The sequence below is a fragment of the Streptomyces sp. NPDC002088 genome, assembly GCF_040296605.1.
Classification (GTDB): Bacteria; Actinomycetota; Actinomycetes; order Streptomycetales; family Streptomycetaceae; genus Streptomyces.
The window spans coordinates 62,729-83,906 of sequence record NZ_JBEOXO010000011.1; the positions used below are offsets into that span (position 1 = coordinate 62,729).

General features: G+C 70.8%; 20 protein-coding genes. 5 read left to right on the forward strand and 15 right to left on the reverse strand.

All coding sequences use genetic code 11. The features are described from left to right. Positions 1 to 220 precede the first annotated feature (220 nt). From truB to rimP, 7 genes are all read right to left on the reverse strand, one after another. Positions 221 to 1,126 carry a tRNA pseudouridine(55) synthase TruB gene (gene truB, locus ABT114_RS23895; protein WP_351144877.1) on the reverse strand — a complete coding sequence of 302 codons (906 nt, stop codon included), beginning with the start codon at positions 1,124 to 1,126 and terminating at the stop codon, positions 221 to 223. Further along, on the reverse strand, positions 1,123 to 1,587 hold the full coding sequence (gene rbfA, locus ABT114_RS23900; protein WP_351144878.1) for a 30S ribosome-binding factor RbfA: 465 nt from the start codon (positions 1,585 to 1,587) through the stop codon (positions 1,123 to 1,125). The genes truB and rbfA overlap by 4 nt, the downstream gene beginning before the upstream one ends. A 38-nt stretch (positions 1,588 to 1,625) precedes the next feature. Beyond that, positions 1,626 to 1,919: a DUF503 domain-containing protein gene (locus tag ABT114_RS23905; RefSeq protein WP_351144879.1), complete on the reverse strand. Its 294-nt coding sequence runs from the start codon at positions 1,917 to 1,919 to the stop codon at positions 1,626 to 1,628. 211 nt (positions 1,920 to 2,130) lie between these two features. Next, positions 2,131 to 5,226 carry a translation initiation factor IF-2 gene (gene infB, locus ABT114_RS23910; RefSeq protein ID WP_351144880.1) on the reverse strand — a complete coding sequence of 1,032 codons (3,096 nt, stop codon included), beginning with the start codon at positions 5,224 to 5,226 and terminating at the stop codon, positions 2,131 to 2,133. A 163-nt stretch (positions 5,227 to 5,389) separates the two neighbouring features. Further along, positions 5,390 to 5,671, reverse strand: coding sequence for a YlxR family protein (locus tag ABT114_RS23915; RefSeq protein ID WP_351144881.1), 282 nt, complete (start codon positions 5,669 to 5,671; stop codon positions 5,390 to 5,392). Between the two features lie 90 nt (positions 5,672 to 5,761). Next, positions 5,762 to 6,772, reverse strand: a complete 1,011-nt coding sequence (gene nusA / locus ABT114_RS23920) for a transcription termination factor NusA (protein WP_351144882.1) — start codon at positions 6,770 to 6,772, stop codon at positions 5,762 to 5,764. Between the two features lie 2 nt (positions 6,773 to 6,774). Further along, a complete protein-coding gene (gene rimP / locus ABT114_RS23925; RefSeq protein ID WP_351144883.1) occupies positions 6,775 to 7,293 on the reverse strand; it encodes a ribosome maturation factor RimP in 519 nt (172 codons plus the stop codon). A 205-nt stretch (positions 7,294 to 7,498) separates the two neighbouring features. Between rimP and ABT114_RS23930 the strand changes: the two genes are divergently transcribed. The 4 genes from ABT114_RS23930 to ABT114_RS23945 all read left to right on the forward strand — a co-directional run bounded on the left by ABT114_RS23930 (position 7,499) and on the right by ABT114_RS23945 (position 9,898). After that, positions 7,499 to 8,071 carry a hypothetical protein gene (locus tag ABT114_RS23930; protein ID WP_351144884.1) on the forward strand — a complete coding sequence of 191 codons (573 nt, stop codon included), beginning with the start codon at positions 7,499 to 7,501 and terminating at the stop codon, positions 8,069 to 8,071. After that, on the forward strand, positions 8,068 to 8,562 hold the full coding sequence (locus ABT114_RS23935) for a ferritin-like domain-containing protein (protein WP_351144885.1): 495 nt from the start codon (positions 8,068 to 8,070) through the stop codon (positions 8,560 to 8,562). The genes ABT114_RS23930 and ABT114_RS23935 overlap by 4 nt, the downstream gene beginning before the upstream one ends. 37 nt (positions 8,563 to 8,599) lie before the next feature. After that, positions 8,600 to 9,508 carry an aminoglycoside phosphotransferase family protein gene (locus ABT114_RS23940; protein ID WP_351144886.1) on the forward strand — a complete coding sequence of 303 codons (909 nt, stop codon included), beginning with the start codon at positions 8,600 to 8,602 and terminating at the stop codon, positions 9,506 to 9,508. Between the two features lie 144 nt (positions 9,509 to 9,652). Then, complete coding sequence (locus ABT114_RS23945) at positions 9,653 to 9,898, forward strand: hypothetical protein (protein WP_351144887.1); 246 nt, start codon at positions 9,653 to 9,655, stop codon at positions 9,896 to 9,898. 40 nt (positions 9,899 to 9,938) lie between these two features. On the opposite strand, the gene ABT114_RS23950 is transcribed toward ABT114_RS23945, so the two are convergent. From ABT114_RS23950 to ABT114_RS23960, 3 genes are all read right to left on the reverse strand, one after another. Beyond that, entirely contained in the window at positions 9,939 to 11,642 is a 1,704-nt protein-coding gene (locus ABT114_RS23950) for a proline--tRNA ligase (RefSeq protein ID WP_351144888.1), read from the reverse strand. 73 nt (positions 11,643 to 11,715) lie between these two features. Further along, the gene (locus ABT114_RS23955; protein ID WP_351144889.1) at positions 11,716 to 12,297 is read right to left on the reverse strand and encodes a GNAT family N-acetyltransferase; all 582 of its coding nucleotides are present in this window, start codon (positions 12,295 to 12,297) and stop codon (positions 11,716 to 11,718) included. Between the two features lie 207 nt (positions 12,298 to 12,504). Further along, the gene (locus ABT114_RS23960; RefSeq protein ID WP_351144890.1) at positions 12,505 to 13,353 is read right to left on the reverse strand and encodes a GNAT family N-acetyltransferase; all 849 of its coding nucleotides are present in this window, start codon (positions 13,351 to 13,353) and stop codon (positions 12,505 to 12,507) included. A gap of 99 nt (positions 13,354 to 13,452) precedes the next feature. Here ABT114_RS23960 and ABT114_RS23965 point away from each other — a divergent pair, with 99 nt between their 5' ends. Then, positions 13,453 to 14,190 (forward strand): GNAT family N-acetyltransferase, encoded by a 738-nt coding sequence (locus ABT114_RS23965; protein WP_351144891.1) that lies wholly within the window; start codon positions 13,453 to 13,455, stop codon positions 14,188 to 14,190. Here ABT114_RS23965 and ABT114_RS23970 read toward each other — a convergent pair. The 5 genes from ABT114_RS23970 to ABT114_RS23990 all read right to left on the reverse strand — a co-directional run bounded on the left by ABT114_RS23970 (position 14,181) and on the right by ABT114_RS23990 (position 20,973). Beyond that, on the reverse strand, positions 14,181 to 14,726 hold the full coding sequence (locus ABT114_RS23970; protein ID WP_351144892.1) for a GNAT family N-acetyltransferase: 546 nt from the start codon (positions 14,724 to 14,726) through the stop codon (positions 14,181 to 14,183). The two genes, ABT114_RS23965 and ABT114_RS23970, sit on opposite strands and share 10 nt — an antisense overlap. 158 nt (positions 14,727 to 14,884) lie before the next feature. Then, a complete protein-coding gene (gene ispG, locus ABT114_RS23975; protein ID WP_351144893.1) occupies positions 14,885 to 16,042 on the reverse strand; it encodes a flavodoxin-dependent (E)-4-hydroxy-3-methylbut-2-enyl-diphosphate synthase in 1,158 nt (385 codons plus the stop codon). 314 nt (positions 16,043 to 16,356) lie between these two features. Continuing rightward, positions 16,357 to 17,661, reverse strand: a complete 1,305-nt coding sequence (locus ABT114_RS23980) for a M50 family metallopeptidase (RefSeq protein ID WP_502988373.1) — start codon at positions 17,659 to 17,661, stop codon at positions 16,357 to 16,359. Further along, a complete protein-coding gene (gene dxr / locus ABT114_RS23985; protein WP_351144894.1) occupies positions 17,658 to 18,923 on the reverse strand; it encodes a 1-deoxy-D-xylulose-5-phosphate reductoisomerase in 1,266 nt (421 codons plus the stop codon). The genes ABT114_RS23980 and dxr overlap by 4 nt, the downstream gene beginning before the upstream one ends. A gap of 118 nt (positions 18,924 to 19,041) precedes the next feature. After that, entirely contained in the window at positions 19,042 to 20,973 is a 1,932-nt protein-coding gene (locus ABT114_RS23990; RefSeq protein ID WP_351144895.1) for an acyl-CoA dehydrogenase family protein, read from the reverse strand. Between the last annotated feature and the right edge of the window lie 205 nt (positions 20,974 to 21,178).

Consider the following 21,178-nt stretch of genomic DNA (forward strand, 5'->3'; position numbering starts at 1 on the left):
TAGGCGCACGGTGATCGGCGGGACAGATCGCGGGGTGAACGCGCCCCCTCACGCTCCCTCGGTTCACTCCGAGCGCCTGCCCGGACGGGTGAATGGAGCGGGACCCGTGGATACACCCTAGGGGTGGGGGAACCGAGGGGGGACCGTGGAGCGGCGGCAGTGGAAGACCCCGTGTTCGCCGCTCCACGGGCACCAGGCCCCTGGCGGAACCCTCAGCCCCTCAGCCGAAGATGGCCAGGCTCTTCGCCTTGCCCTTGTGCGCCTCGACCAGAGCCAGGAAGCGGCCCTCGGGGTCGAAGACGGCGACGGGGCCGCTGCCCTCGTACTCGTCGGGCATCTCCAGGCGTACGCCGTTGGTGAGCAGCCGGGCCCGCTTGGCGTCCACGTTCCAGCGCGGGAACGCGGCCGTGGCGGCCTCGGCGATCGGCATCACCGTCAGCTCCTGCTGGTGCTGGTCAAGCGTCCTCGCCGACTCCAGCTTGTACGGGCCGACGCGGGTACGGCGCAGGGCGGTCAGATGACCGCCGACGCCGAGGTCGGCGCCCAGGTCGCGGGCGAGGGCGCGGATGTACGTGCCGGACGAGCAGACCACCGACACCACCAGGTCCAGTACCGGCGTGCCGTTCTCGGCGACGGCGTCACGGACGTCGTACACCGCGAAGGAGGAGATGGTGACCGGGCGGGCCGGGATCTCGAACTCCTCGCCCTCGCGCGCCCGCTTGTACGAGCGCACGCCGTCGATCTTGATGGCGCTGACCTTGGACGGCACCTGCATGATGTCGCCGCTCAGCTTGGCGATCCCGGCGTCGATGGCGTCCCGGGTGACCTTGGAGGCGTCGGCGGAGGAGGTGATCTCCCCTTCGGCGTCGTCCGTGAGCGTGTTCTGCCCGAGGCGGATGGTCCCCAGGTACTCCTTCTCGGTGAGGGCCAGGTGCCCCAGGAGCTTGGTCGCCCTCTCGACGCCGAGGACGAGCACGCCCGTCGCCATGGGGTCGAGGGTGCCGGCGTGGCCGACGCGGCGGGTCCTGGCGATTCCGCGCATCTTGGCGACCACGTCGTGCGAGGTGAAGCCCGACGGCTTGTCGACGATGACAAGGCCGTCGGGCGTCTTGTGCTTCTCGGTCATTCCGCGGCGTCGCCGTCCGTCTCGGCAGTCTCGTCCTCTTCGCCCGGCTTCTTGTACGGGTCGGCGTCGCCCGCGAAGCTGGCGCCCGCCGAGACCTCGCGGACCTTCGCGTCCGAGGCCCGTGCCTTGTCGAGCAGGTCGTCGATGGTCTTCGCGGTGTCCGGCAGGGCGTCCGCCACGAAGGCCAGGGTCGGCGTGAACTTCACGCCCGCCGCCGCACCCACCGCGGAGCGGAGCACGCCCTTGGCGCTCTCCAGGCCCGCGGCCGCGGCGGCCCGCTCCTCGTCGTCCCCGTACACCGTGTAGAAGACGGTCGCCTCCCGCAGGTCACCCGTCACCCGGGTGTCCGTGATGGTGACATGCGAGCCGAGCCGCGGGTCCTTGATCCCGCGCTGCAGCTTCTGGGCCACCACCTCTCGGATGAGGTCCGCCAGCCTTTTAGCCCGCGCGTTGTCGGCCACTGGTCCGTCTCCCGTTCTTTCCTGATCTGTGTTCTTGGTCAGTCGTCGTCGCCGCGGAGCCGCCGTCGCACGGACAGCAGCTCCACCTCGGGACGTCCGGCGACCAGCCGTTCGCACCGGTCCAGTACGTCGGTGAGGTGGCCGGCGTCGCCGGACACCATCGCGAGGCCTATGCCGGCCCGGCGGTGGAGGTCCATGTGGTCGACCTCGGCGGCGCTCACCGCGTACTTCCGCTGGAGTTCGGCGACGATCGGGCGGACGACGGAGCGCTTCTCCTTCAGTGACCGAATGTCGCCGAGGAGGAGGTCGAAGGACAGAGTCCCTACGTACATGTGTATCCGGTTCACCCGCCGGTACGGGATCGATGGCCCCGCCATCGGTGGGCAGGGACATCAAGAACGGTACAACGAACGGGTGGGGTGCTCGACGGGATTGTTTCGACCCCGCCGCGCCCTACCTGTCAGCTGAAACACGCTCGTCAGCTGAAACACGCCGAGGCGGCCGACGGGAACCAGGTCCCGTCGGCCACCTCGGGCCACGGTGTTACGCCCGCGGCTTCTCGCGCATCTCGTACGTCGCGATGACGTCGTCGACCTTGATGTCGTTGAAGTTGCCGAGGTTGATACCGCCCTCGAACCCTTCGCGGATCTCGGTGACGTCGTCCTTGAAGCGACGCAGGCCCTCGATGTTGAGGTTCTCCGCGACCACCTTGCCGTCGCGGATGAGTCGGGCCTTGGTGTTCCGCTTGACCTCGCCGGAGCGGATGAGAACACCGGCGATGTTGCCCAGCTTGGACGACTTGAAGACCTCGCGGATCTCCGCCGTACCGAGCTCGACCTCTTCGTACTCCGGCTTGAGCATGCCCTTGAGGGCCGCCTCGATCTCCTCGATCGCCTGGTAGATGACCGAGTAGTACCGGACGTCCACGCCCTCGCGCTCGGCCATCTGCGCCGCGCGGCCGGCCGCGCGGACGTTGAAGCCGATCACGATGGCGTCGGAGCCCATCGCCAGGTCGATGTCCGACTCCGTGACCGCACCGACACCGCGGTGCAGGACGCGGATGTCGACCTCTTCGCCGACGTCCAGCTGGAGCAGGGACGACTCGAGCGCCTCGACCGAACCAGAAGCGTCACCCTTGATGATCAGGTTCAGCTGCTGGACCTCGCCGGCCTTGAGCACCTTGTCCAGGTCCTCGAGCGAGACGCGACGCGTGCGCTTGGCGAACGCGGCGTTGCGCTCACGGGCGGCGCGCTTCTCGGCGATCTGACGGGCCGTACGGTCCTCGTCGACGACGAGGAAGTTGTCGCCCGCACCTGGGACGTTGGTCAGGCCCAGGACCTGGACCGGCGTCGACGGGCCGGCCTCGGCGACGTTGTTGCCGTTGTCGTCGAGCATGGCGCGCACTCGGCCGTAGGCGTCGCCCACGACCATCGTGTCGCCGACCCGCAGGGTGCCTCGCTGGACGAGGACCGTCGACACGGCACCGCGCCCACGGTCGAGACGGGACTCGATCGCGATGCCCTGCGCGTCCTGGCTCGGGTTGGCCCGCAGGTCGAGCGAGGCGTCCGCGGTGAGGACCACGGCCTCCAGCAGCGAGTCGATGTGCAGACCCTGCTTGGCGGAGATGTCGACGAACATGGTCTCGCCGCCGTACTCCTCGGCCACCAGGCCGTACTCGGTCAGCTGACCGCGCACCTTGGTCGGGTCGGCGCCTTCGACGTCGATCTTGTTGACCGCGACGACGATCGGGACGTCGGCGGCCTTGGCGTGGTTGAGCGCCTCGACCGTCTGCGGCATGACGCCGTCGTTGGCCGCGACGACCAGGATCGCGATGTCCGTCGACCGCGCACCACGGGCACGCATGGCGGTGAACGCCTCGTGACCCGGGGTGTCGATGAAGGTGATCTTGCGCTCTTCGTCGTTGACCTCGGTCGCGACCTGGTAGGCACCGATGTGCTGGGTGATGCCGCCGGCCTCGCCCGCGATGACGTTCGTCTTGCGGATGGCGTCGAGCAGTCGGGTCTTACCGTGGTCGACGTGACCCATGACGGTGACGACCGGCGGACGGACCACGAGGTCCTCCTCGCCGCCCTCGTCCTCGCCGAACTCGATGTCGAAGGACTCGAGCAGCTCGCGGTCCTCCTCCTCGGGGCTGACGATCTGGACCGTGTAGTTCATCTCGCCGGCGAGGACCTCGAGGGTCGCGTCGGAGACGGACTGCGTGGCCGTGACCATCTCGCCGAGGTTCATCATGACCGCGACGAGCGACGCCGGGTTGGCGTTGATCTTCTCCGCGAAGTCGGTGAGGGAGGCACCGCGCGACAGGCGAATGGTCTCGCCGTTGCCGCGAGGCAGCATCACGCCGCCGACCGACGGAGCCTGCATGGCCTCGTACTCCTGGCGCCTCTGCCGCTTCGACTTGCGACCGCGACGCGCGGGACCGCCGGGACGACCGAAGGCGCCCTGCGTGCCACCACGGCCACCGGGACCACCGGGACGACCGCCGAAGCCGGGACGGCCACCGCCGCCGCCGAAGCCGCCGCCACCGGCACCGGGGGCACCGCCACCGGGACGACCGGCGAAACCGCCGCCGCCACCCGGACGACCGGCACCGCCGCCACCGCCCGGACGGCCGGCGAAGCCGCCGCCACCGGGACGACCGGCGCCGCCGCCGGGACGACCCGCACCGCCCGGACCGCGGCCGCCGGGGCCACCGCCGGGACGCGGGCCGGCAGCGGGACGCTGCGGCATCATGCCGGGGTTCGGACGCGGACCCGCGGGGCCGCCACCGGGACGGGGGCCACCGCCCTGCGGACGGGGCATACCGGAGGGCGACGGGCGGGAACCGCCCGGAGCCTGCGGACGCGGACCGCCGCCCTGGGCGCCGGGCGCCTGCGGACGGGGACCAGCGCCGGGGGCACCGGGGCCGCCGGGACGCGCGCCCTGCGGACGGGGCGCCTGCGGGCGCGCCATACCGGTGGAGCCACCGGAGGTGAAGGGGTTGTTACCCGGACGCGGACCGGCCGGACGGGCACCCGGACGCGCGGCCTGACCGCCGGGGCGCGGGGCGCCACGGTCGGGACGGTCGGAACGGGGAGCCTGACCCTGGCCGGGACCACCCTGACGGGAGCCGGGCTTCGGGCCACCGGGGCCCGGACGGGCACCAGGGCGCTGGCCCTGGGCGGCGGCCGGGGCGGCCGGCGCAGCCGGGGCCGACGGCGGAGCAGTGAACTCCGGCGTCGTGGGTGCCGCCGGGGCCGGACGCGGCGCGGGCTTGGGGCCCGGCACCGGACGCGGGCCGGAGGCGGCCGGCGCGGGGGCCGACGGAGCCGACGGGGCCGCGGGCTGCTGAGCCACGGCGGGCGTGGGGGCGGCCGGCGGCTTCGGGGCAGCCGGACGTGCCGTCTGCGCCGGGGAGGGCGCGCCAGGCTTGGGGGCGGCCTTGCGCGGGGCGGGCTTACCGGCGGACCTGCCGTTGCCACCGCCCTGGAAGGCGTCTGTCAGTTTGCGCACTACGGGCGCCTCGATCGTCGAAGACGCCGATCGGACGAACTCACCGAGTTCCTGGAGCTTGGCCATGACGACCTTGCTCTCCACACCGAACTCCTTGGCGAGTTCGTATACCCGGACCTTAGCCACTTCGCTCCTTTTAGGTCCGGGTTGCGGCCGGACCGTCGCTACTTCATGGGCGTACTCATCGCGTGCTCATCGAGTGCTCATCGCAATCTCGACCTACTTCCAACTCGCGGGGTACCTGGGCCGCACGGGGTTCCGCGCGACGCTTTCTTACGGTGTCGCCTGCTCAGCAACGTTCTGTCTGCTCGACGTACCGGCGCAACACCTTTACGTCGAGCGGTCCCGGGACGCGGAGCGCCCGTGGGAACGCCCGGCGGCGTACCGCCAGGTCGAGACAGGCCGGGTCGGGGTGTGCATAGGCACCCCGGCCGGGCAGCGTACCGCGAGGATCGGGGACGCAGGCGTCCTCGATCGCCACGATGCGCAGCAGATCAGTCTTGGCCGCTCGCTCCCGGCACCCCACACAGGTGCGTTCAGGGCATGCGCGGGCTCGCGTCCGGCCAGACACAGCTAAGTCTACCTCCCCGCACCGACCTCCCCCCTTTGGGGGAAGAATCGAACGGTTGTTGTCGTGATCTAAGCCACCTACGGCCTGGATCTATTCCCCGCTCCGGAGGGAGCCCTGTTCGGACGGCTGCTCGGTGTCCGGACGGATGTCGATCCGCCAGCCGGTGAGCCGGGCGGCGAGCCGGGCGTTCTGCCCTTCCTTGCCGATCGCCAGCGACAGCTGGTAGTCGGGCACCGTCACGCGCGCGGACCGGGTCGCCAGGTCCACGACCTCCACCTTGGTGACGCGGGCCGGCGACAGCGCGTTGCCCACCATCTCGGCCGGGTCGTCCGACCAGTCGACGATGTCGATCTTCTCGCCGTTCAGTTCACCCATCACGTTGCGCACCCGCCCGCCCATGGGGCCGATGCACGCGCCCTTGGCGTTCAGGCCCGAACGGGTGGACCGGACGGCGATCTTGGTGCGGTGACCGGCCTCGCGCGCGATGGCGGCGATCTCGACGGACCCGTCGGCGATCTCCGGCACCTCGAGCGCGAAGAGCTTCTTCACCAGATTGGGGTGCGTACGAGAGAGGGTCACGGACGGACCGCGGACACCCTTCGCCACCCGAACGACGTACGACCGCAGCCGCATGCCGTGCGGGTACCGCTCACCCGGCACCTGCTCCTGCACCGGCAGGATCGCTTCGAGCTTGCCGATGTCGACGAGCACGTTCTTCGGGTCTCGGCCCTGCTGCACCACACCGGTGACGATGTCACCCTCGCGGCCGGCGTACTCACCGAGCGTCGCGTCGTCCTCGGCGTCGCGCAGGCGCTGCAGGATCACCTGCTTGGCCGTGGTGGCGGCGATACGGCCGAAGCCGGACGGGGTGTCGTCGAACTCCCGGACCTCCTGGCCCTCTTCGAGGTCCTCGGGGTCCTCCTTCGCCCACACGGTCACATGTCCGGTCTCCCGGTTGAGCTCCACGCGCGCGTGACGGCGGCTTCCCTCGGTGCGGTGGTAGGCGATGAGGAGGGCCGACTCGATCGCCTCGACCAGCAGGTCGAAGGAGATCTCCTTCTCCCGTACCAAGCCCCGCAGGGCACTCATGTCGATGTCCACGGCTACGCCTCCTCCTCTTCCTTCATGTCCTTGTTGTCTTTGCTGTCCTTGCGGCTGAACTCGACCTGGACCCGGGCCTTGGCGATGTCGTCGAAGGCGAGCCTGCGGGAGGTGGCCTTGCGGCCCTTCACTCCGGGGACTTCGACGTCGAGACCCGCCTCGTCGACCTTCAGGATCCGGGCGGTCAGCTCGCCGCCCTCGGTGAGCTGGAACCTCACCAACCGGTCCAGGGCACGCACGTAGTGGCGGTGCTCCGTGAGGGCGCGCTCCGCGCCGGGGGTTCCGACCTCGAGGGTGTACTCGCCCTCGCCCATCGCGTCCGTCTCGTCGAGCTTCGCCGAGAGCGCGCGGCTCACATCGGCGACCTGGTCCAGGTCCGCTCCGGTGTCGGAGTCGACGACAACGCTCAGCACCCGCTTGCGTCCGACGGAGTCTACGGCGATCTCTTCGAGATCCAGGCCCTGGGAGGTGACGAGCGGTTCCAGTAGTTCTCGCAGCCTCTCGCTCTGGGTGGTGCTCATCCGGGTGACTCCTCGGCCGCGTGTGCTGTTGTGGGATGGGGCGCGTGTCTGGTCAAAGGGTATCCGGTCGCAGGGAGTGTTGCTGTCCACCTGCGCACGGGCGGTGCCGATGAGTGATGCCGGGCGGGCGCGCGGGTACGGTGATCACCGGCGGGGCCGCCCTTCCCGCCCCGTGTGTTCGTACGAGCCCCCGAGGACGTCTGCCGTGCCGTACTCCCCGCCGCCGCGCATCCCCTCGGGGCCGCGGAGAAGATCCCTGCTCGCCTCTGCCGCCGGGGCGGTCCTGCTCGTCGGCTGCTCCTCCGGTGGCGAGGACTCCGAGGAGAGCGTGGGCGAAAGCTTGTCGGTCACCGAGCGGGCACGCGTGCGTGCCGCACGGGACAGCGGGGGAATCGTTGAACGATACGACACGGTGATCGTCGCGTATCCGGGACTGGCGGAGCGGCTTCGGCCGCTGCGGGCGGAGGCGGTGCGGCATGTGGAGGCGTTCGGGGGCGCCAGGGTGACGGCGTCCGCCTCGGCGTCCTCCGAGCCGTCCGGGGCCGCGTCTCCCGCCTCCCCTACGGTGACCTCTCCCGCTGCCGCTTCGGCGACCTCTTCCGCTGCCCCGGGGAGCGCGAAGGACGCCCTCGCCGAGCTCGCCGCCGCCGAACGGGCGCTGGCGGACCGGCGGGCGAAGGAGCTGCTGGACGTGCCGGGCGAGCTGGCCCGGCTGCTGGCCTCGGTGGCGGCGGCCGGGGCGGCGCACGCGTATCTGCTGACGGAGGGTGCCAAGTGAGCGAGGCGGAGAAGCCGGAGCTGGAGGCGTTGCAGGCCGTGCTGGCGGCCGAGCACGCGGCCGTGTACGGGTACGGCATCGTCGGCGGGCGGATCCGCGAACAGCGGCGCGCGGAGGCGCGGTCGGCGTACGACGCGCACCGGGCGCGGCGGGACACGCTGGTGCGCGAGGTGCGCGACCTGGGCGGCGAGCCCGTCGCGGCGAGCGCCGCGTACGCGTTGCCGTTCCCGGTGCCGGACTCGGCCGCGGCCGTCCGGCTCGCCGCCGAGCTGGAGGAACGCGTAGCCGGGGTGTACTCCGACCTGGTCCGGGCGAGCGACGGCGAACGGCGCGGCGAGGCGGCCGCGGCGCTGCGGGAGGCGGCGGTCCGGGCGGTGCGCTGGCGCGGCGGGAGCGTAGCCTTCCCTGGTCTCGCCGAGCGGGCGGACACGGGTGCGGCCGCGGGCACGAACGCGACCGTGACCCCGGCCTCGGCGACACCGACGGCATAACCGGGAGAGGCCCGGAGAGGAAGGGAACGACTCGCGCATGGCTTTCGAACCGCCGCAGCGTCTGGTGCGGGCGCTCGGCGAGACGGCACCGGACGGTGACGACTGGCTGGAGACGCTGCCCGAGGCGGCCCAACAAGCCGTTGCTCTACGCGAGTTGACCGTCGAGCGGGTGCAGGTGCCGGGCGGCCGGAGCAGTCTGGTGGTGCTGGTGCGACGGGCCGACGGGACTCCGGCCGTGCTGAAGCTGGCCCCACGCCGGGCCCGCCCGGAGAGCGAGCGGGCCGCGCTGACGCACTGGGGCGGCCTGGGCGCCGTACAACTGCTCGAAACTGCCACGACTGAAGGCGTGCTGCTCCTGGAGCGGCTGCACCCGGATGTGTCGGTGCGGTCGTTGCCCGAGGCGAAGGCACTGCTGGAGGCGGCGGGCACGCTGCGCCGGCTGTGGGTCGGGCCCCCCGGTGACCACGCCGCCCACGTCTTCGAGACCGTGGCCGAGCGGACCGGCAGGCAGGCCGAGGCGATGCGGGCGACCGCCGCGACCGATCCCGAAGTGGCCCCGCTCGTCGACGTGGCCCTCGCGGCCCGCCAGGAGCTGCTGGCCGAACCCCCCGAGCACCGGCTGCTGCACGGCACGTTCCGGCAGAGCAAGGTGCTGGCCGGGGAGCGGATGCCCTGGCTGGCCGTGGGTCCCGATCCGGTGGTCGGCGAGTGCGCGTTCGACTTGGCGCGACTGGTCCGCGACCGGGTGGAGGACCTCATCGCCTCCCCTTCCGGGGCGGCGATCACCCGGCGTCGGGTGAAGCGGCTCGCGGAGTCGCTGGAGGTGGACCAGGAGCGACTGCGCGGCTGGACCCTGTTCCGCGCGGTGGAGTCCGGGGTCCGCGCGCGCCGGGTCGGCCGCCCCCAGGACGCGGAACTGCTGCTGGAGTTCGCGAGCTGGCTGTAGTCCCCGCCGGCTCGTGGGCCTACGCGGCCGTGAGTTCGAGGGCCAGGACCGGGCAGTCCGCGGCGGCGCGGCGGGCCCGTTTCACGGTGCGGGCGGGGACCGGGGTGCCGTCGATCAGGAGAAGACAACGAAGACGACGAATCCGTGCTGCTCGACGAGGAGTCGTCGCAAGTCGATGAGCCGCTCGACGAGGACGACGACCCCGTGCTGGTGCTCGCCGTCGTGTCGGCATCCGACTGCATCGTGCCCACGAGGGCGAACACGCCGACCGCCGCGGCCGGCGTCACCGCCGCCGCCACGGCCGCGACGCGTCCAGTCATGACCGTTCCCCTCCCTGGTGACGCTGTGTCACGTCCTACGGTCGGGGAACGGCCTGAGAGAAGTCCGTGAGGCGCCCGTACGCCTCGACAGAAGTCCCTGAGAGGCGTCTTTAGTTCACAAGGCGCGCGATCGCCTCGTCGACGGTCAGCTCCTCGCGCTCACCCGTCTTGCGGTCCTTGAGCTCCAGGACGCCTTCGGCGGAGCGGCGGCCCGCCACCAGGATCTGCGGTACGCCCATGAGTTCGGCGTCCGTGAACTTCACCCCCGGGGAGACACCGGCCCGGTCGTCGACCAGGACGCGGACACCCGCGGAGGCCAGCTTCTCGGCGACGTCGAGGGCCAGTTCGGTCTGGAGGGCCTTACCCGCGGCGACGACGTGCACGTCGGCCGGCGCGACCTCCTTGGGCCAGCACAGGCCCTGCTCGTCGGCGGTCTGCTCGGCGAGGGCGGCGACCGCGCGGGAGACGCCGACGCCGTAGGAGCCCATGGTCACGCGGACCGGCTTGCCGTTCTGGCCGAGGACGTCGAGCTTGAGGGCGTCGGCGTACTTGCGGCCCAGCTGGAAGATGTGGCCGATCTCGATGGCGCGGTCGAGCTTGAGGCCGGTGCCGCACTTCGGGCAGGGGTCGCCCTCCTGCACGACGACGACGTCGACGTACGCGTCGACCTCGAAGTCACGGCCCGCGACGACGTTCTTCGCGTGCGTGTGCTCCTTGTTGGCGCCCGTGATCCACGCCGTGCCCGGAGCGACACGCGGGTCGGCGATGTACGTGACCTTCTCCCCCAGGCCCTGCGGGCCGACGTAGCCGCGAACCAGGTCCGGGCGGCCGGTGAAGTCCTCGGCGGTGACCAGTTCGACGGCGGCGGGCGCGAAGTGCGCCTCGACCTTGCCCATGTCGACCTCGCGGTCACCGGGGACACCGACGGCGACGATCTCGCCGTCGACCTTCACCAGGAGGTTCTTCAGGGTGGCGGAGGCCGGGACCCCGAGGGAGGCGGCGAGGGTCTCGATGGTCGGGGTGTCGGGGGTCGGGATCTCCTCGGCGGCCGGCACGCCGGAGCCGTCGACGGGCTTCAGCTCGTACGTGATCGCCTCGGTGTTGGCCGCGAAGTCGCAGTTCGGGCAGTCGGCGAAGGTGTCCTCGCCGGCGGCGGCCGGGGCGAGGAACTCCTCGGACTTGGAGCCGCCCATCGCGCCGGCGGTCGCGGCGCAGATGCGGTAGTCGAGGCCGAGGCGCTCGAAGATCCGCTGGTAGGCCTGGCGGTGCAGGGCGTACGACTGGGCGAGACCCTCGTCCTCCAGGTCGAAGGAGTAGGAGTCCTTCATCAGGAACTCGCGGCCGCGCAGGATGCCCGCGCGGGGGCGGGCCTCGTCACGGAACTTGGTCTGGATCTGGTAGAGGATGACCGGCAGGTCCTTGTAGGAGGACGCCTGGTCCTTCACGATCAGCGTGAAGATCTCCTCGTGGGTGGGACCGAGGAGGTAGTCGCCGCCCTTGCGGTCCTGGAGACGGAACAGCTCGGGGCCGTACTCGTCCCAGCGGCCCGTCGCGTCGTACGGCTCGCGCGGCAGCAGGGCGGGGAGCAGCACCTCCTGGGCGCCGATCGCGTCCATCTCCTCACGGACGATCCGCTCGACGTTCGCGAGGACCCGCTTGCCGAGCGGCAGCCAGGTCCACACACCGGCGGCCGTGCGGCGGACGTAGCCGGCGCGGACGAGCAGCTTGTGGCTGAGGACCTCGGCGTCCGCCGGGTCGTCGCGCAGCGTCTTCGCCATCAGATTCGACATGCGCTGGACCGGTGCGTTCGCCATGGTTCTCGTACTCCTGCCGGGTAAGGGTGATGGCTAGGAGGTTAGCCGGGCGGTCCATCCCGGTGGAAATCGGTTAGGGCCTGCCCTGGCGACGGCGGAGCGGAAGCGGGGCTCCCATCACCGCGTACGGCTTGGGAGCGCTGGGGAAGAGGACCTGTCTGGCCAGGTCCTCGTAGCCGAGGGAATGGTAGAGGCCGCGGGCCGGGCTGTCGGTGTCGATCGCGGAGAGGATCGAGCGGGGCTCTGCTGCGGCGTCGGTGATCGTGGTGATCAGGGCGCGGCCGATGCCGCGGTTCTGGTAGCGCGGGTGGACGTGCAGCTCGGTGATCACGAAGGAGTGGTCGAGCCAGAAGTCGCGGCCCTGAGCGTGCAGGTACGGCTCCACGACGGTGGACCACCAGTGGGTGCGGTCGTTGGGCATGCCGTAGACGAAGCCGACGAGCCGGCCGTCGGCGGTGGTGGCGCCCAGGGCGCGAGCGCCCGGGTGAGTCATGTGCCGCAGCACGATCTGGCGCCGCACGGCGACCTCGTCGGCGCCGAGACCGAAGGCGACGGCCTGCACGGCGAGCGCCTCGTCGACACGGGCCGGCAGGTCGAGGGGGCCGATCACGATGTCGTCGGGGTTGCGGTGTCCGTGACCGGGGATGCGCAGCATGCCGGGGAGACTACAGGGCTCGTACGAGGCTCAGAACGGCACTCCGAAGTGCGGCTGGAGGAGCGTGGCCAAGCGCTCCGCCGGAAGCGCGATGACGAGCCCGCGGGCCGGTGGGGGCTGGTCGCGCCCACGCGGCGGAGCCGCATATCGACACAGCCCTGCGCTTCTTACGGGGCGCGATACCGCACCGGACTTCGTCAAGGCTGCTCAGAACAGAACGCTCATGAACGCGCCGACCTCCTGGAACCCCACCCTCAGGTACGTCCGCCTGGCCGGGGTGTTGAAGTCGTTGACGTACAGGCTCACCGTCGGCGCCACATCGGCCAGCGCGTACCGCAGCACCGCCGCCATGCCCGGAGCCGCGAGGCCCCTCCCCCGGTACTCGGGGGCCACCCACACGCCCTGGATCTGGCAGGCCTGGGACGTGGCCGCGCCGATCTCCGCCTTGAAGGCGACCCGGCCGTGTTCGTCGAGGCGGGCGAAGGAGCGGCCGGAGCCGACGAGTTCGGCGACGCGGGCCTGGTAGAGGAGGCCGCCGTCGCCGGCCATCGGGGAGATGCCGACCTCCTCGGTGAACATCGCCACGCACGCCGGCATGATCGTCTCCATCTCGTCCTTGCGGACGCGACGGACGTAGGGATCCGGGGCGATGGCGTCGGGCATGCGGTCGGCGACCATGAGCGGCTGGTGACGGCGGACCTCACGGGCCGGGCCCCAGCTGGGTTCGAGCAGCCGCCACAGCTCCGCGGTGGCTTCGGCGGGGCCGACGATGGAGGAGCAGCGGCGGCCGGCCCTGCGCGCACGGTCCGCGAAGGCGCGTACGGCACGGGGCGTGGCGCAGATGGGGACGAGGTTGGCGCCCGCGTAGCAGAGGGACGTCAGCATGCCGTCCTCGTACCAGCCCCACATCTCGCCGCCGAGACGCCAGGGGTCGAGGCCCGCGACCTGCACCCGGGAGGCCACGAAGGCGTTCATGACCGGCTCACGGTCGAGGACGGCGAGCGCGGCGTCCAGGTCGCTCGGTTCGAGGACCCGGGAGGTGGTCTGGGTCAACAAGTGCGGGGCCTCACACTGGGGTCTGCTGATCTCCGCACTGTACCTGCCGAAAATGTGACGCGCCGCCCGTCCGGCAGGCCCGTGTGCTACGAACCTCTCATGATCCTGACAACCGAGAGAACCAACGCCCGCACATGGCCGGAGGAACAACTCGCGGAGCTGTTCAGTGAGGGCTTTCCCCAGTTCATCACGGCCGATCGCCTGGGGAAGGAGTACATAGGACGGGTCAGGGAGTGGTTCGCCGATCTGGACCTCATGCTGGTGGACGAGGACGGGGTGCCGGTCGCCGGGGGGTGGGGGGTGCCGATCCGCTGGGACGGGCAGGTCGAGAGTCTCCCGACCGGTTACAGCCAGACCCTGGTCCAGGCCGTCGAGGGCCGGGAGCGGGGTGCCGAGCCCGACACCTTGGTGATCTGTGGGGCGATCGTCACCCCGTCGCTCAAGGGGCGCGGGCTGGCGGGCCGGACGCTGACGACGTTGCGGGAGGTCGGCCGGGAGGCGGGGCTGAGCCGGGTCCTCGCACCGGTGCGGCCGACGACGAAGGCGCGCTACCCGTTGACGCCGATCGATTCCTTCATGCGGTGGCGCCGTCCCGACGGCGCGGCCCTCGACCCCTGGATCCGCACCCACGAGCGCATGGGCGCCCAGATCCTGGCGGGCGCTCCCGCGTCCCAGACGATGACCGGCACGGTCGCCGAGTGGGAGAGCTGGACCGGTCTGGTCTTCCCCGAGTCCGGCGAGTACGTGATCCCGGACGGGCTGAGTCTGCTGCGCATCGACCGGGACGCGGACGAGGGCGTGTACCAGGAGCCCAACGTCTGGATGCGTCACGCCTGAGCTTCCGTGCAGGCGCGGAGCCGGTAGAGCACGCTCCGCCGCAACGGTCCCTCGGGCACGCCCGGGTCGTCGAAGTCGTCGGCCGGATCGCGGGTCATGCCGAGGCGCCTCATCACCGCCTGGGAGCGGAGGTTGCCGACGGCGGTGACCGCGAGGATCTCGGCGAGGCCGAGGTCGTCGAAGCCGAAGGCGAGCGCGGCGCGGGCGGCCTCGGTGGCGTAGCCGTGTCCCCAGGCCGGACGGGCCAGCCGCCAGCCGGCCTCGACCCCGGTGAAGGGCATGTCCGCGTCGACGGGGTCGAGCCCGGTGAACCCGATGAACTCACCGGTGGCCACGACCTCCACCGCCCACCAGCCCCAGCCGCGCTCGTCGAGCCCGGCCTGGAAACGGGCCACCGAGGAGTCGCTCTGTTCCCGGGTGAGGAGGCCCGGGAAATATTCGCGGACCTCGGGGTCGGCGTTCATCGCGGCCCACGGGGCGAGGTCGGACTCACGCCATGGGCGCAGGATCAGGCGGTCGGTGCGCAGGTTCGTCATCTGCGGGAGTCAACACGGACGGGGGGTGGGGGCGCGATCGAATTTGGGCGCGGGAACGGGGTGCTCACTCCGAGGGCGGCCTCGGCCCAGCTCAGCCCGGCTCCCCTCGGCTCAGCTCACGAGGAGCGACCGGACCTCGCCCCCGTCCGTCAGTCCGCTCAGCCCGCCACCGACACCGACGGCTCGCCCGAGGCGATCCCGGCCGCCTCCATCTGCTCGGCCAGCTTCATGGCCTCCTCGATCAGGGTCTCCACGATCTTGGACTCGGGGACGGTCTTGATGACCTCGCCCTTGACGAAGATCTGGCCCTTGCCGTTGCCGGAGGCGACGCCGAGGTCGGCTTCGCGGGCCTCGCCGGGGCCGTTGACGACACAGCCCATGACCGCGACGCGGAGCGGGACCTCCATGCCCTCCAGCCCCGCGGTGACTTCCTCGGCCAGCTTGTAGACGTCGACCTGGGCGCGGCCGCAGGACGGGCAGGAGACGATCTCCAGGCCGCGCTGCTTGAGGTTCAGGGACTCCAGGATCTGGTTGCCGACCTTGACCTCCTCCACCGGAGGGGCCGACAGGGAGACGCGGATCGTGTCGCCGATGCCCTGCGAGAGCAGCGCGCCGAAGGCGACCGCCGACTTGATCGTGCCCTGGAAGGCGGGGCCGGCCTCCGTCACACCGAGGTGCAGCGGGTAGTCGCACTGGGCGGCCAGCTGACGGTACGCCTCGACCATCACGACCGGGTCGTTGTGCTTGACGGAGATCTTGATGTCCCGGAAGTCGTGCTCCTCGAAGAGGGAGGCCTCCCAGAGGGCGGACTCGGCGAGCGCCTCGGGCGTCGCCTTGCCGTACTTCTGGAGCAGGCGCCGGTCCAGCGAGCCCGCGTTCACGCCGATGCGGATCGGGGTGCCGTGGTCCTTCGCCGCCTTGGCGATCTCCTTGACCTTGTCGTCGAACTGCTTGATGTTGCCGGGGTTCACGCGGACCGCCGCGCAGCCCGCCTCGATCGCGGCGAAGACGTACTTCGGCTGGAAGTGGATGTCGGCGATGACCGGGATCTGCGACTTACGGGCGATGGTCGCGAGGGCGTCCGCGTCGTCCTGGGTGGGGCAGGCCACACGGACGATCTGGCAGCCGGAGGCCGTCAGCTCGGCGATCTGCTGGAGGGTGGCCCCGATGTCGGACGTACGGGTCGTGGTCATCGACTGGACCGACACGGGGGCGTCGCCGCCGACCGCCACGGTTCCGACCTGGATCTGCCGGCTCTTCCGGCGCTCGGCGAGCTTGGTCGGAACGGACGGCATGCCGAGAGAAATCGCAGTCATCTGCTGTGCAACCCCAAGTCGTGGATCAAGGTCCGGTCCCGTCAGCGTCGGGCTCCAGGCTTCGAGATTACGGCACGGACATGAACGGAAGCACACGGCGTTGCAGCGGTCCACTCATTGGCGTCCCGTTGCCGGGAGCCGGACATGGTAGCCGCACCAGCGGACATGCTCCCTGGTTGGCCACCCGCCGTGCCCGGCCCCACGTCGGACATTCAGCAGAGCGTCTCAGCAATCCGCGCCCTTCACTCGTGCGAGTCACGCGAGTGAAGGGCGCGGGATCGATCACAGCGACAGTGGCAGAGAACGGCCGATTGTCAGCTGATCTTGACCGGATTAACGACATCTGCGATCAAGACCAAGATCGTGAAGCAGATAAAGACCCCGGCCACCACATAAGCCACCGGCATCAGCTTCGCCACGTCGAACGGACCCGGGTCCGGCCGGCGCAGCACCTGCGCCGCCTTGCGTCGCAGTGACTCCCACAGCGCGCCCGCGATGTGCCCGCCGTCGAGCGGGAGCAGCGGGAGCATGTTGAAGAGGAACAGGGACAGGTTGAAGCCCGCGACCAGCATCAGCGCCATGGCGAGCTGCTGGGTCGGCGGGATGTCCAGGGTGAAGATCTCGCCGCCGACGCGGGCCGCGCCGACCACGCCCATCGGGGAGTCGGCCTCGCGCGGGGCGCCGTCGAAGGCCGCGTTCCACAGGGCCGGGATCTTGCCGGGCAGGCTCGCGATGGAGTCGACGGCCTCGCCGAGCCGGTCGCCCATCCATGTCAGGGACTCGCCGAAGTCCTGGTGTACGACGCCGGTGGCGGCGCTGAAGCCGAGGAAGCCGGCGGTGACGTACTGGCCCTGGACGATCTGGCCGCTGGAGTCCTTCTTGGCGACCTGGTTGGTGGCGATCTTCGCCTGGAGGGTGACTTCCTGGCCCTTGCGGTCGACGACGATCGGCACCTCCTTGCCGGGGGCGGCGCGGATGAGGTCGGAGAGCTGGTTCCAGTCGTCCGTCTTCACTCCGCCGAAGGAGACGATCTTGTCGCCGGCCTTCAGGCCCGCCGCCGCGGCCGGGGCGGGCGCGTCGGAGTCCTTGCAGGTGTCGCGGTTCTGGCTCTGCGCGATGACGCACTCGGAGACCGAGCTGACGGTGGTGGTCTGCTGGGAGATGCCGAAGCCCATCAGGACGGTGAGGAACAGCGCCACCGCCAGGATCAGGTTCATGAAGGGGCCCGCGAACATCACGATGACCCGCTTCCACGGCTTGCGCGTGTAGAAGAGGCGGGTTTCGTCGCCCGGCTCGAGCTCCTCGAAGGCGGCGGAGCGGGCGTCCTCTATCATTCCGCGCCACGGCGAGGTGGAGCGGGCGGTGATCCGGCCGTCGTCGCCGGGCGGGAACATGCCGATCATGCGGATGTAGCCGCCGAACGGGACGGCCTTGACGCCGTACTCGGTCTCGCCCTTCTTCCGCGACCAGATGGTCGGGCCGAAGCCGACCATGTACTGCGGCACCCGGATGCCGAAGAGCTTGGCCGTGGAGAGATGCCCCAGCTCGTGCCAGGCGATCGAGACCAGCAGGCCGACCACGAAGACGACTATGCCGAGGATCATCATCAGGGTCGTCATGCACGGGCCTCCGCGGTCGCCGTCGTCTGTGCTGTCAGTTCCCCGGCCCGGGCACGGGCCCAGGCCTCCGCTTCGAGGACGTCCGACACGGTCAGTGAGGTTCCCGTACGCGGCGTACCGTGCTCCTCGACCACCCGTGTCACCGTCTCCATGATTCCGTTGAACGGCAGCGCGCCGCTGCGGAACGCCTCTACGCATTCCTCGTTGGCGGCATTGAACACCGCCGGGGCCGTGCCCGCGAGCTGCCCGACGTGCCGGGCGAGGCCGACCGAGGGGAAGGCCTCGTCGTCGAGCGGGAAGAACTCCCAGGTCGAGGCCCTGCTCCAGTCGAAGGCGGGCGCCGCGTCCGGGACGCGTTCCGGCCAGCCCAGGCCGATGGCGATCGGCCCGCGCATGTCCGGGGGCGTCGCCTGGGCGAGGGTGGATCCGTCCGTGAACTCAACCATCGAGTGAACATACGACTGGGGGTGTACGACGACCTCAATGCGGTCGAAGGGAATGTCGTACAGGAGGTGCGCCTCGATGACTTCGAGACCCTTGTTGACGAGGGTCGCGGAGTTGATCGTGATCACCGGGCCCATGGCCCAGGTGGGGTGCGCGAGGGCGTCCTCGACGGTGACGTTCGCCAGTTCCGCCTTGGTCCGGCCGCGGAAGGGGCCGCCGGAGGCGGTGACGACGAGCTTGCGTACGTCGGCCCGGGTGCCGGCCGCCAGCGCCTGGAAGAGGGCGGCGTGCTCGGAGTCGACCGGGATGATCTGGCCGGGCTTGGCGAGCGCCTTGACCAGGGGGCCGCCGACGATGAGCGACTCCTTGTTGGCCAGCGCGAGGGTGCGGCCGGCCTCCAGGGCGGCGAGGGTCGGGGCCAGGCCGATGGAGCCGGTGATGCCGTTCAGGACGGTGTGGCAGTCGGAGGCGGCGAGCTGCGTGGCCGCGTCCGGCCCGGCGAGTATCTCGGGGAGCGGCTCCCCCGCCCCGTACCGTGCGGCGAGCGCCTCGCGCAGCGCCGGTACGGCGTCCTCGCGGGCCACGGCGACCGTACGCACCCGCAGCCGGTGGGCCTGCTCGGCCAGCAGCTCGACCCGTCCGCCGGCGGCGGACAGGGCGGTGACCCGGAAACGGCCGGGGTTGCGCAGGACGAGGTCGATCGCCTGGGTGCCGATCGAACCGGTGGAGCCGAGGATCACCACGTCCCGCGGACCGTCCGGGGAGACGGGGTCGTAGACGAGGTGCGGGTCTGCGAGAGGGGCTGGGCTGTCGCTCATCCCCCCATTGTGGCCGCAACGGCCGCCCGGCAGGACAGGGCGTCCCTCTCGTGGCCCTGCGGCCCTGCGGCTCGGCGGTCGCGGCGACCGTCGAGCCGCGGGGCGCCCCGCGCCCGCGTCAGCGGATGGGGCGGTGGACGTTCTCCCGTTCGCTCGGTCCGGGCGTCGCGTCGGCGATCCAGGGGCCGTCTCCCGACGGGTCGACGATGCCTTGTTCGAGCCACTCGTAGGTGCCCGCGAGGACGCCCTTGACGACCTTGCGGTCGAGGTCGTCGGTGTTGGTCCACAGGCGGTCGAAGAGTTCCTCGACGCGGATGCGGGACTGGCGGCAGAACGCGTCGGCGAGCTGGTAGGCCTCGCGGCCGTGGTCGCCCTGGCTGCGCAGCAGCTCGGCGCGGACGCAGGCCGCGCTCATCGCGAACAGCTCCGCGCCGATGTCGACGACGCGCCCCAGGAAGCCCTGCTTGGTCTCCATGCGGCCCTGCCAGCGGGACATGGCGTAGAACGTGGAGCGGGCGAGCTTGCGGGCGTGGCGTTCGACGTAGCGCAGGTGGGTGGAGAGGTCCACCTCCTGCTTGAACTCGGTGTAGGAGGAGGGGAGTTGGCCGGGGCCCGCGACCAGCTTGGGGAGCCATTTGGCGTAGAAGACGCCCGCGTTCGCGCCTGCCTTCGCCTTGTCGGAGAGGGACTTCTCGGGGTCGATGAGGTCGCCCGCCACCGACAGGTGGGCGTCGACCGCCTCGCGCGCGATCAGCAGGTGCATGATCTCGGTCGAGCCTTCGAAGATGCGGTTGATCCGCAGGTCGCGCAGGATCTGCTCGGCGGGGACCGCCCGTTCTCCGCGGGCCGCCAGTGACGCGGCCGTCTCGAAGCCCCGGCCGCCGCGGATCTGGACCAGTTCGTCGGCCATGAGCCACGCCATCTCCGAGCCGTAGAGCTTGGCGAGGGCGGCCTCGATGCGGATGTCGTTGCGGTTCTCGTCGGCCATCTGGGAGGAGAGGTCGAGTACGGCCTCCAGGGCGAAGGTCGTGGCGGCGATGAAGCTGATCTTCGAGCCGACGGCCTCGTGCAGCGCGACCGGCTTGCCCCACTGCTCCCGTACGCCCGACCACTCGCGGGCGATCTTCAGGCACCATTTGCCGGCGCCGACGCACATGGCGGGCAGGGACAGCCGCCCGGTGTTCAAAGTGGTGAGGGCGATCTTGAGGCCCGCTCCCTCCGGGCCGATGCGGTTCGCGGCCGGGACGCGCACCCGGTGGAAGCGGGTGACGCCGTTCTCGAGGCCGCGCAGGCCCATGAAGGCGTTGCGGTTCTCGACGGTGACGCCCTCGGAGGCGGACTCCACGACGAAGGCGGTGATGCCGCCCTTGTGTCCCTCGGACTTCGGCACCCGGGCCATGACGACGAGGAGGTCGGCGACCACCCCGTTGGTCGTCCACAGTTTCACCCCGTCGAGGACGTAGTCGTCCCCGTCCGGGACCGCGCTCGTGGCCAGCCGGGCCGGGTCGGAGCCGACGTCCGGTTCGGTCAGCAGGAAGGCGGAGATGTCGGTGCGGGCGCAGCGCGGCAGGAAGGTGTCCTTCTGCTCCTGGGTGCCGAAGAGTTTCAGCGGCTGCGGTACGCCGATCGACTGATGGGCGGAGAGCAGCGCGCCGATCGCCGGGTTCGCGGAGCCGGCCAGGGCGAGGGCCTTGTTGTAGTAGACCTGGGTCAGGCCGAGGCCGCCGTACTTGGTGTCGATCTTCATGCCGAGGGCGCCGAGCTCCTTGAGCCCGTCGATCACCTCGTCCGGGATCTGCGCGTCCCGCTCGATGCGCGCCGAGTCGATCCGTGTCTCGCAGAAGTCGCGGAGCTTGGCGAGGAACTCCTCGCCGCGCTGTACGTCCTCGTCGGCGGGCAGGGGGTGGGGGTGGATGAGGTCGAGCCGGAGGCGGCCCAGGAACAGTTCCTTGGCGAAGCTGGGCTTGCGCCAGTCCTGCTCCCGGGCGGCCTCCGCCACCTGACGTGCCTCACGTTCCGTGACGGTGGGTTTGGTCGGTGGTTCGGGCATAAGGCTCACCTCGCCGTAAACAGGGATCTTGAGTGCCGTCTGTTACTGACTGGTGCTACTTGATCGTATGTACCCGATACCGGGCGGACCCACCACCCCTGGCGCACGTTCACCCAGGGGACCGCCCTCCGTTTCCGTGCGGTTTCTCGAACCATCACGTGATGATTACGTGAAGGAACACCATCAACTTCTCCACCAGATTTCT

What these genes read in the sequence shown, in the direction of transcription:
- ABT114_RS23970 (WP_351144892.1), bottom strand. Translation starts at nt 14,726, where the DNA reads ATGACGAACCTGCGCACCGACCGCCTGATCCTGCGCCCATGGCGTGAG.
- dxr (WP_351144894.1), bottom strand. Translation starts at nt 18,923, where the DNA reads ATGAGCGACAGCCCAGCCCCTCTCGCAGACCCGCACCTCGTCTACGAC.
- ABT114_RS23965 (WP_351144891.1), top strand. Translation starts at nt 13,453, where the DNA reads ATGATCCTGACAACCGAGAGAACCAACGCCCGCACATGGCCGGAGGAA.
- ABT114_RS23990 (WP_351144895.1), bottom strand. Translation starts at nt 20,973, where the DNA reads ATGCCCGAACCACCGACCAAACCCACCGTCACGGAACGTGAGGCACGT.
- ABT114_RS23940 (WP_351144886.1), top strand. Translation starts at nt 8,600, where the DNA reads ATGGCTTTCGAACCGCCGCAGCGTCTGGTGCGGGCGCTCGGCGAGACG.
- rimP (WP_351144883.1), bottom strand. Translation starts at nt 7,293, where the DNA reads ATGAGCACCACCCAGAGCGAGAGGCTGCGAGAACTACTGGAACCGCTC.
- ABT114_RS23955 (WP_351144889.1), bottom strand. Translation starts at nt 12,297, where the DNA reads ATGCTGCGCATCCCCGGTCACGGACACCGCAACCCCGACGACATCGTG.
- ABT114_RS23905 (WP_351144879.1), bottom strand. Translation starts at nt 1,919, where the DNA reads ATGTACGTAGGGACTCTGTCCTTCGACCTCCTCCTCGGCGACATTCGG.
- truB (WP_351144877.1), bottom strand. Translation starts at nt 1,126, where the DNA reads ATGACCGAGAAGCACAAGACGCCCGACGGCCTTGTCATCGTCGACAAG.
- ABT114_RS23980 (WP_502988373.1), bottom strand. Translation starts at nt 17,661, where the DNA reads ATGACGACCCTGATGATGATCCTCGGCATAGTCGTCTTCGTGGTCGGC.
- ispG (WP_351144893.1), bottom strand. Translation starts at nt 16,042, where the DNA reads ATGACTGCGATTTCTCTCGGCATGCCGTCCGTTCCGACCAAGCTCGCC.
- ABT114_RS23950 (WP_351144888.1), bottom strand. Translation starts at nt 11,642, where the DNA reads ATGGCGAACGCACCGGTCCAGCGCATGTCGAATCTGATGGCGAAGACG.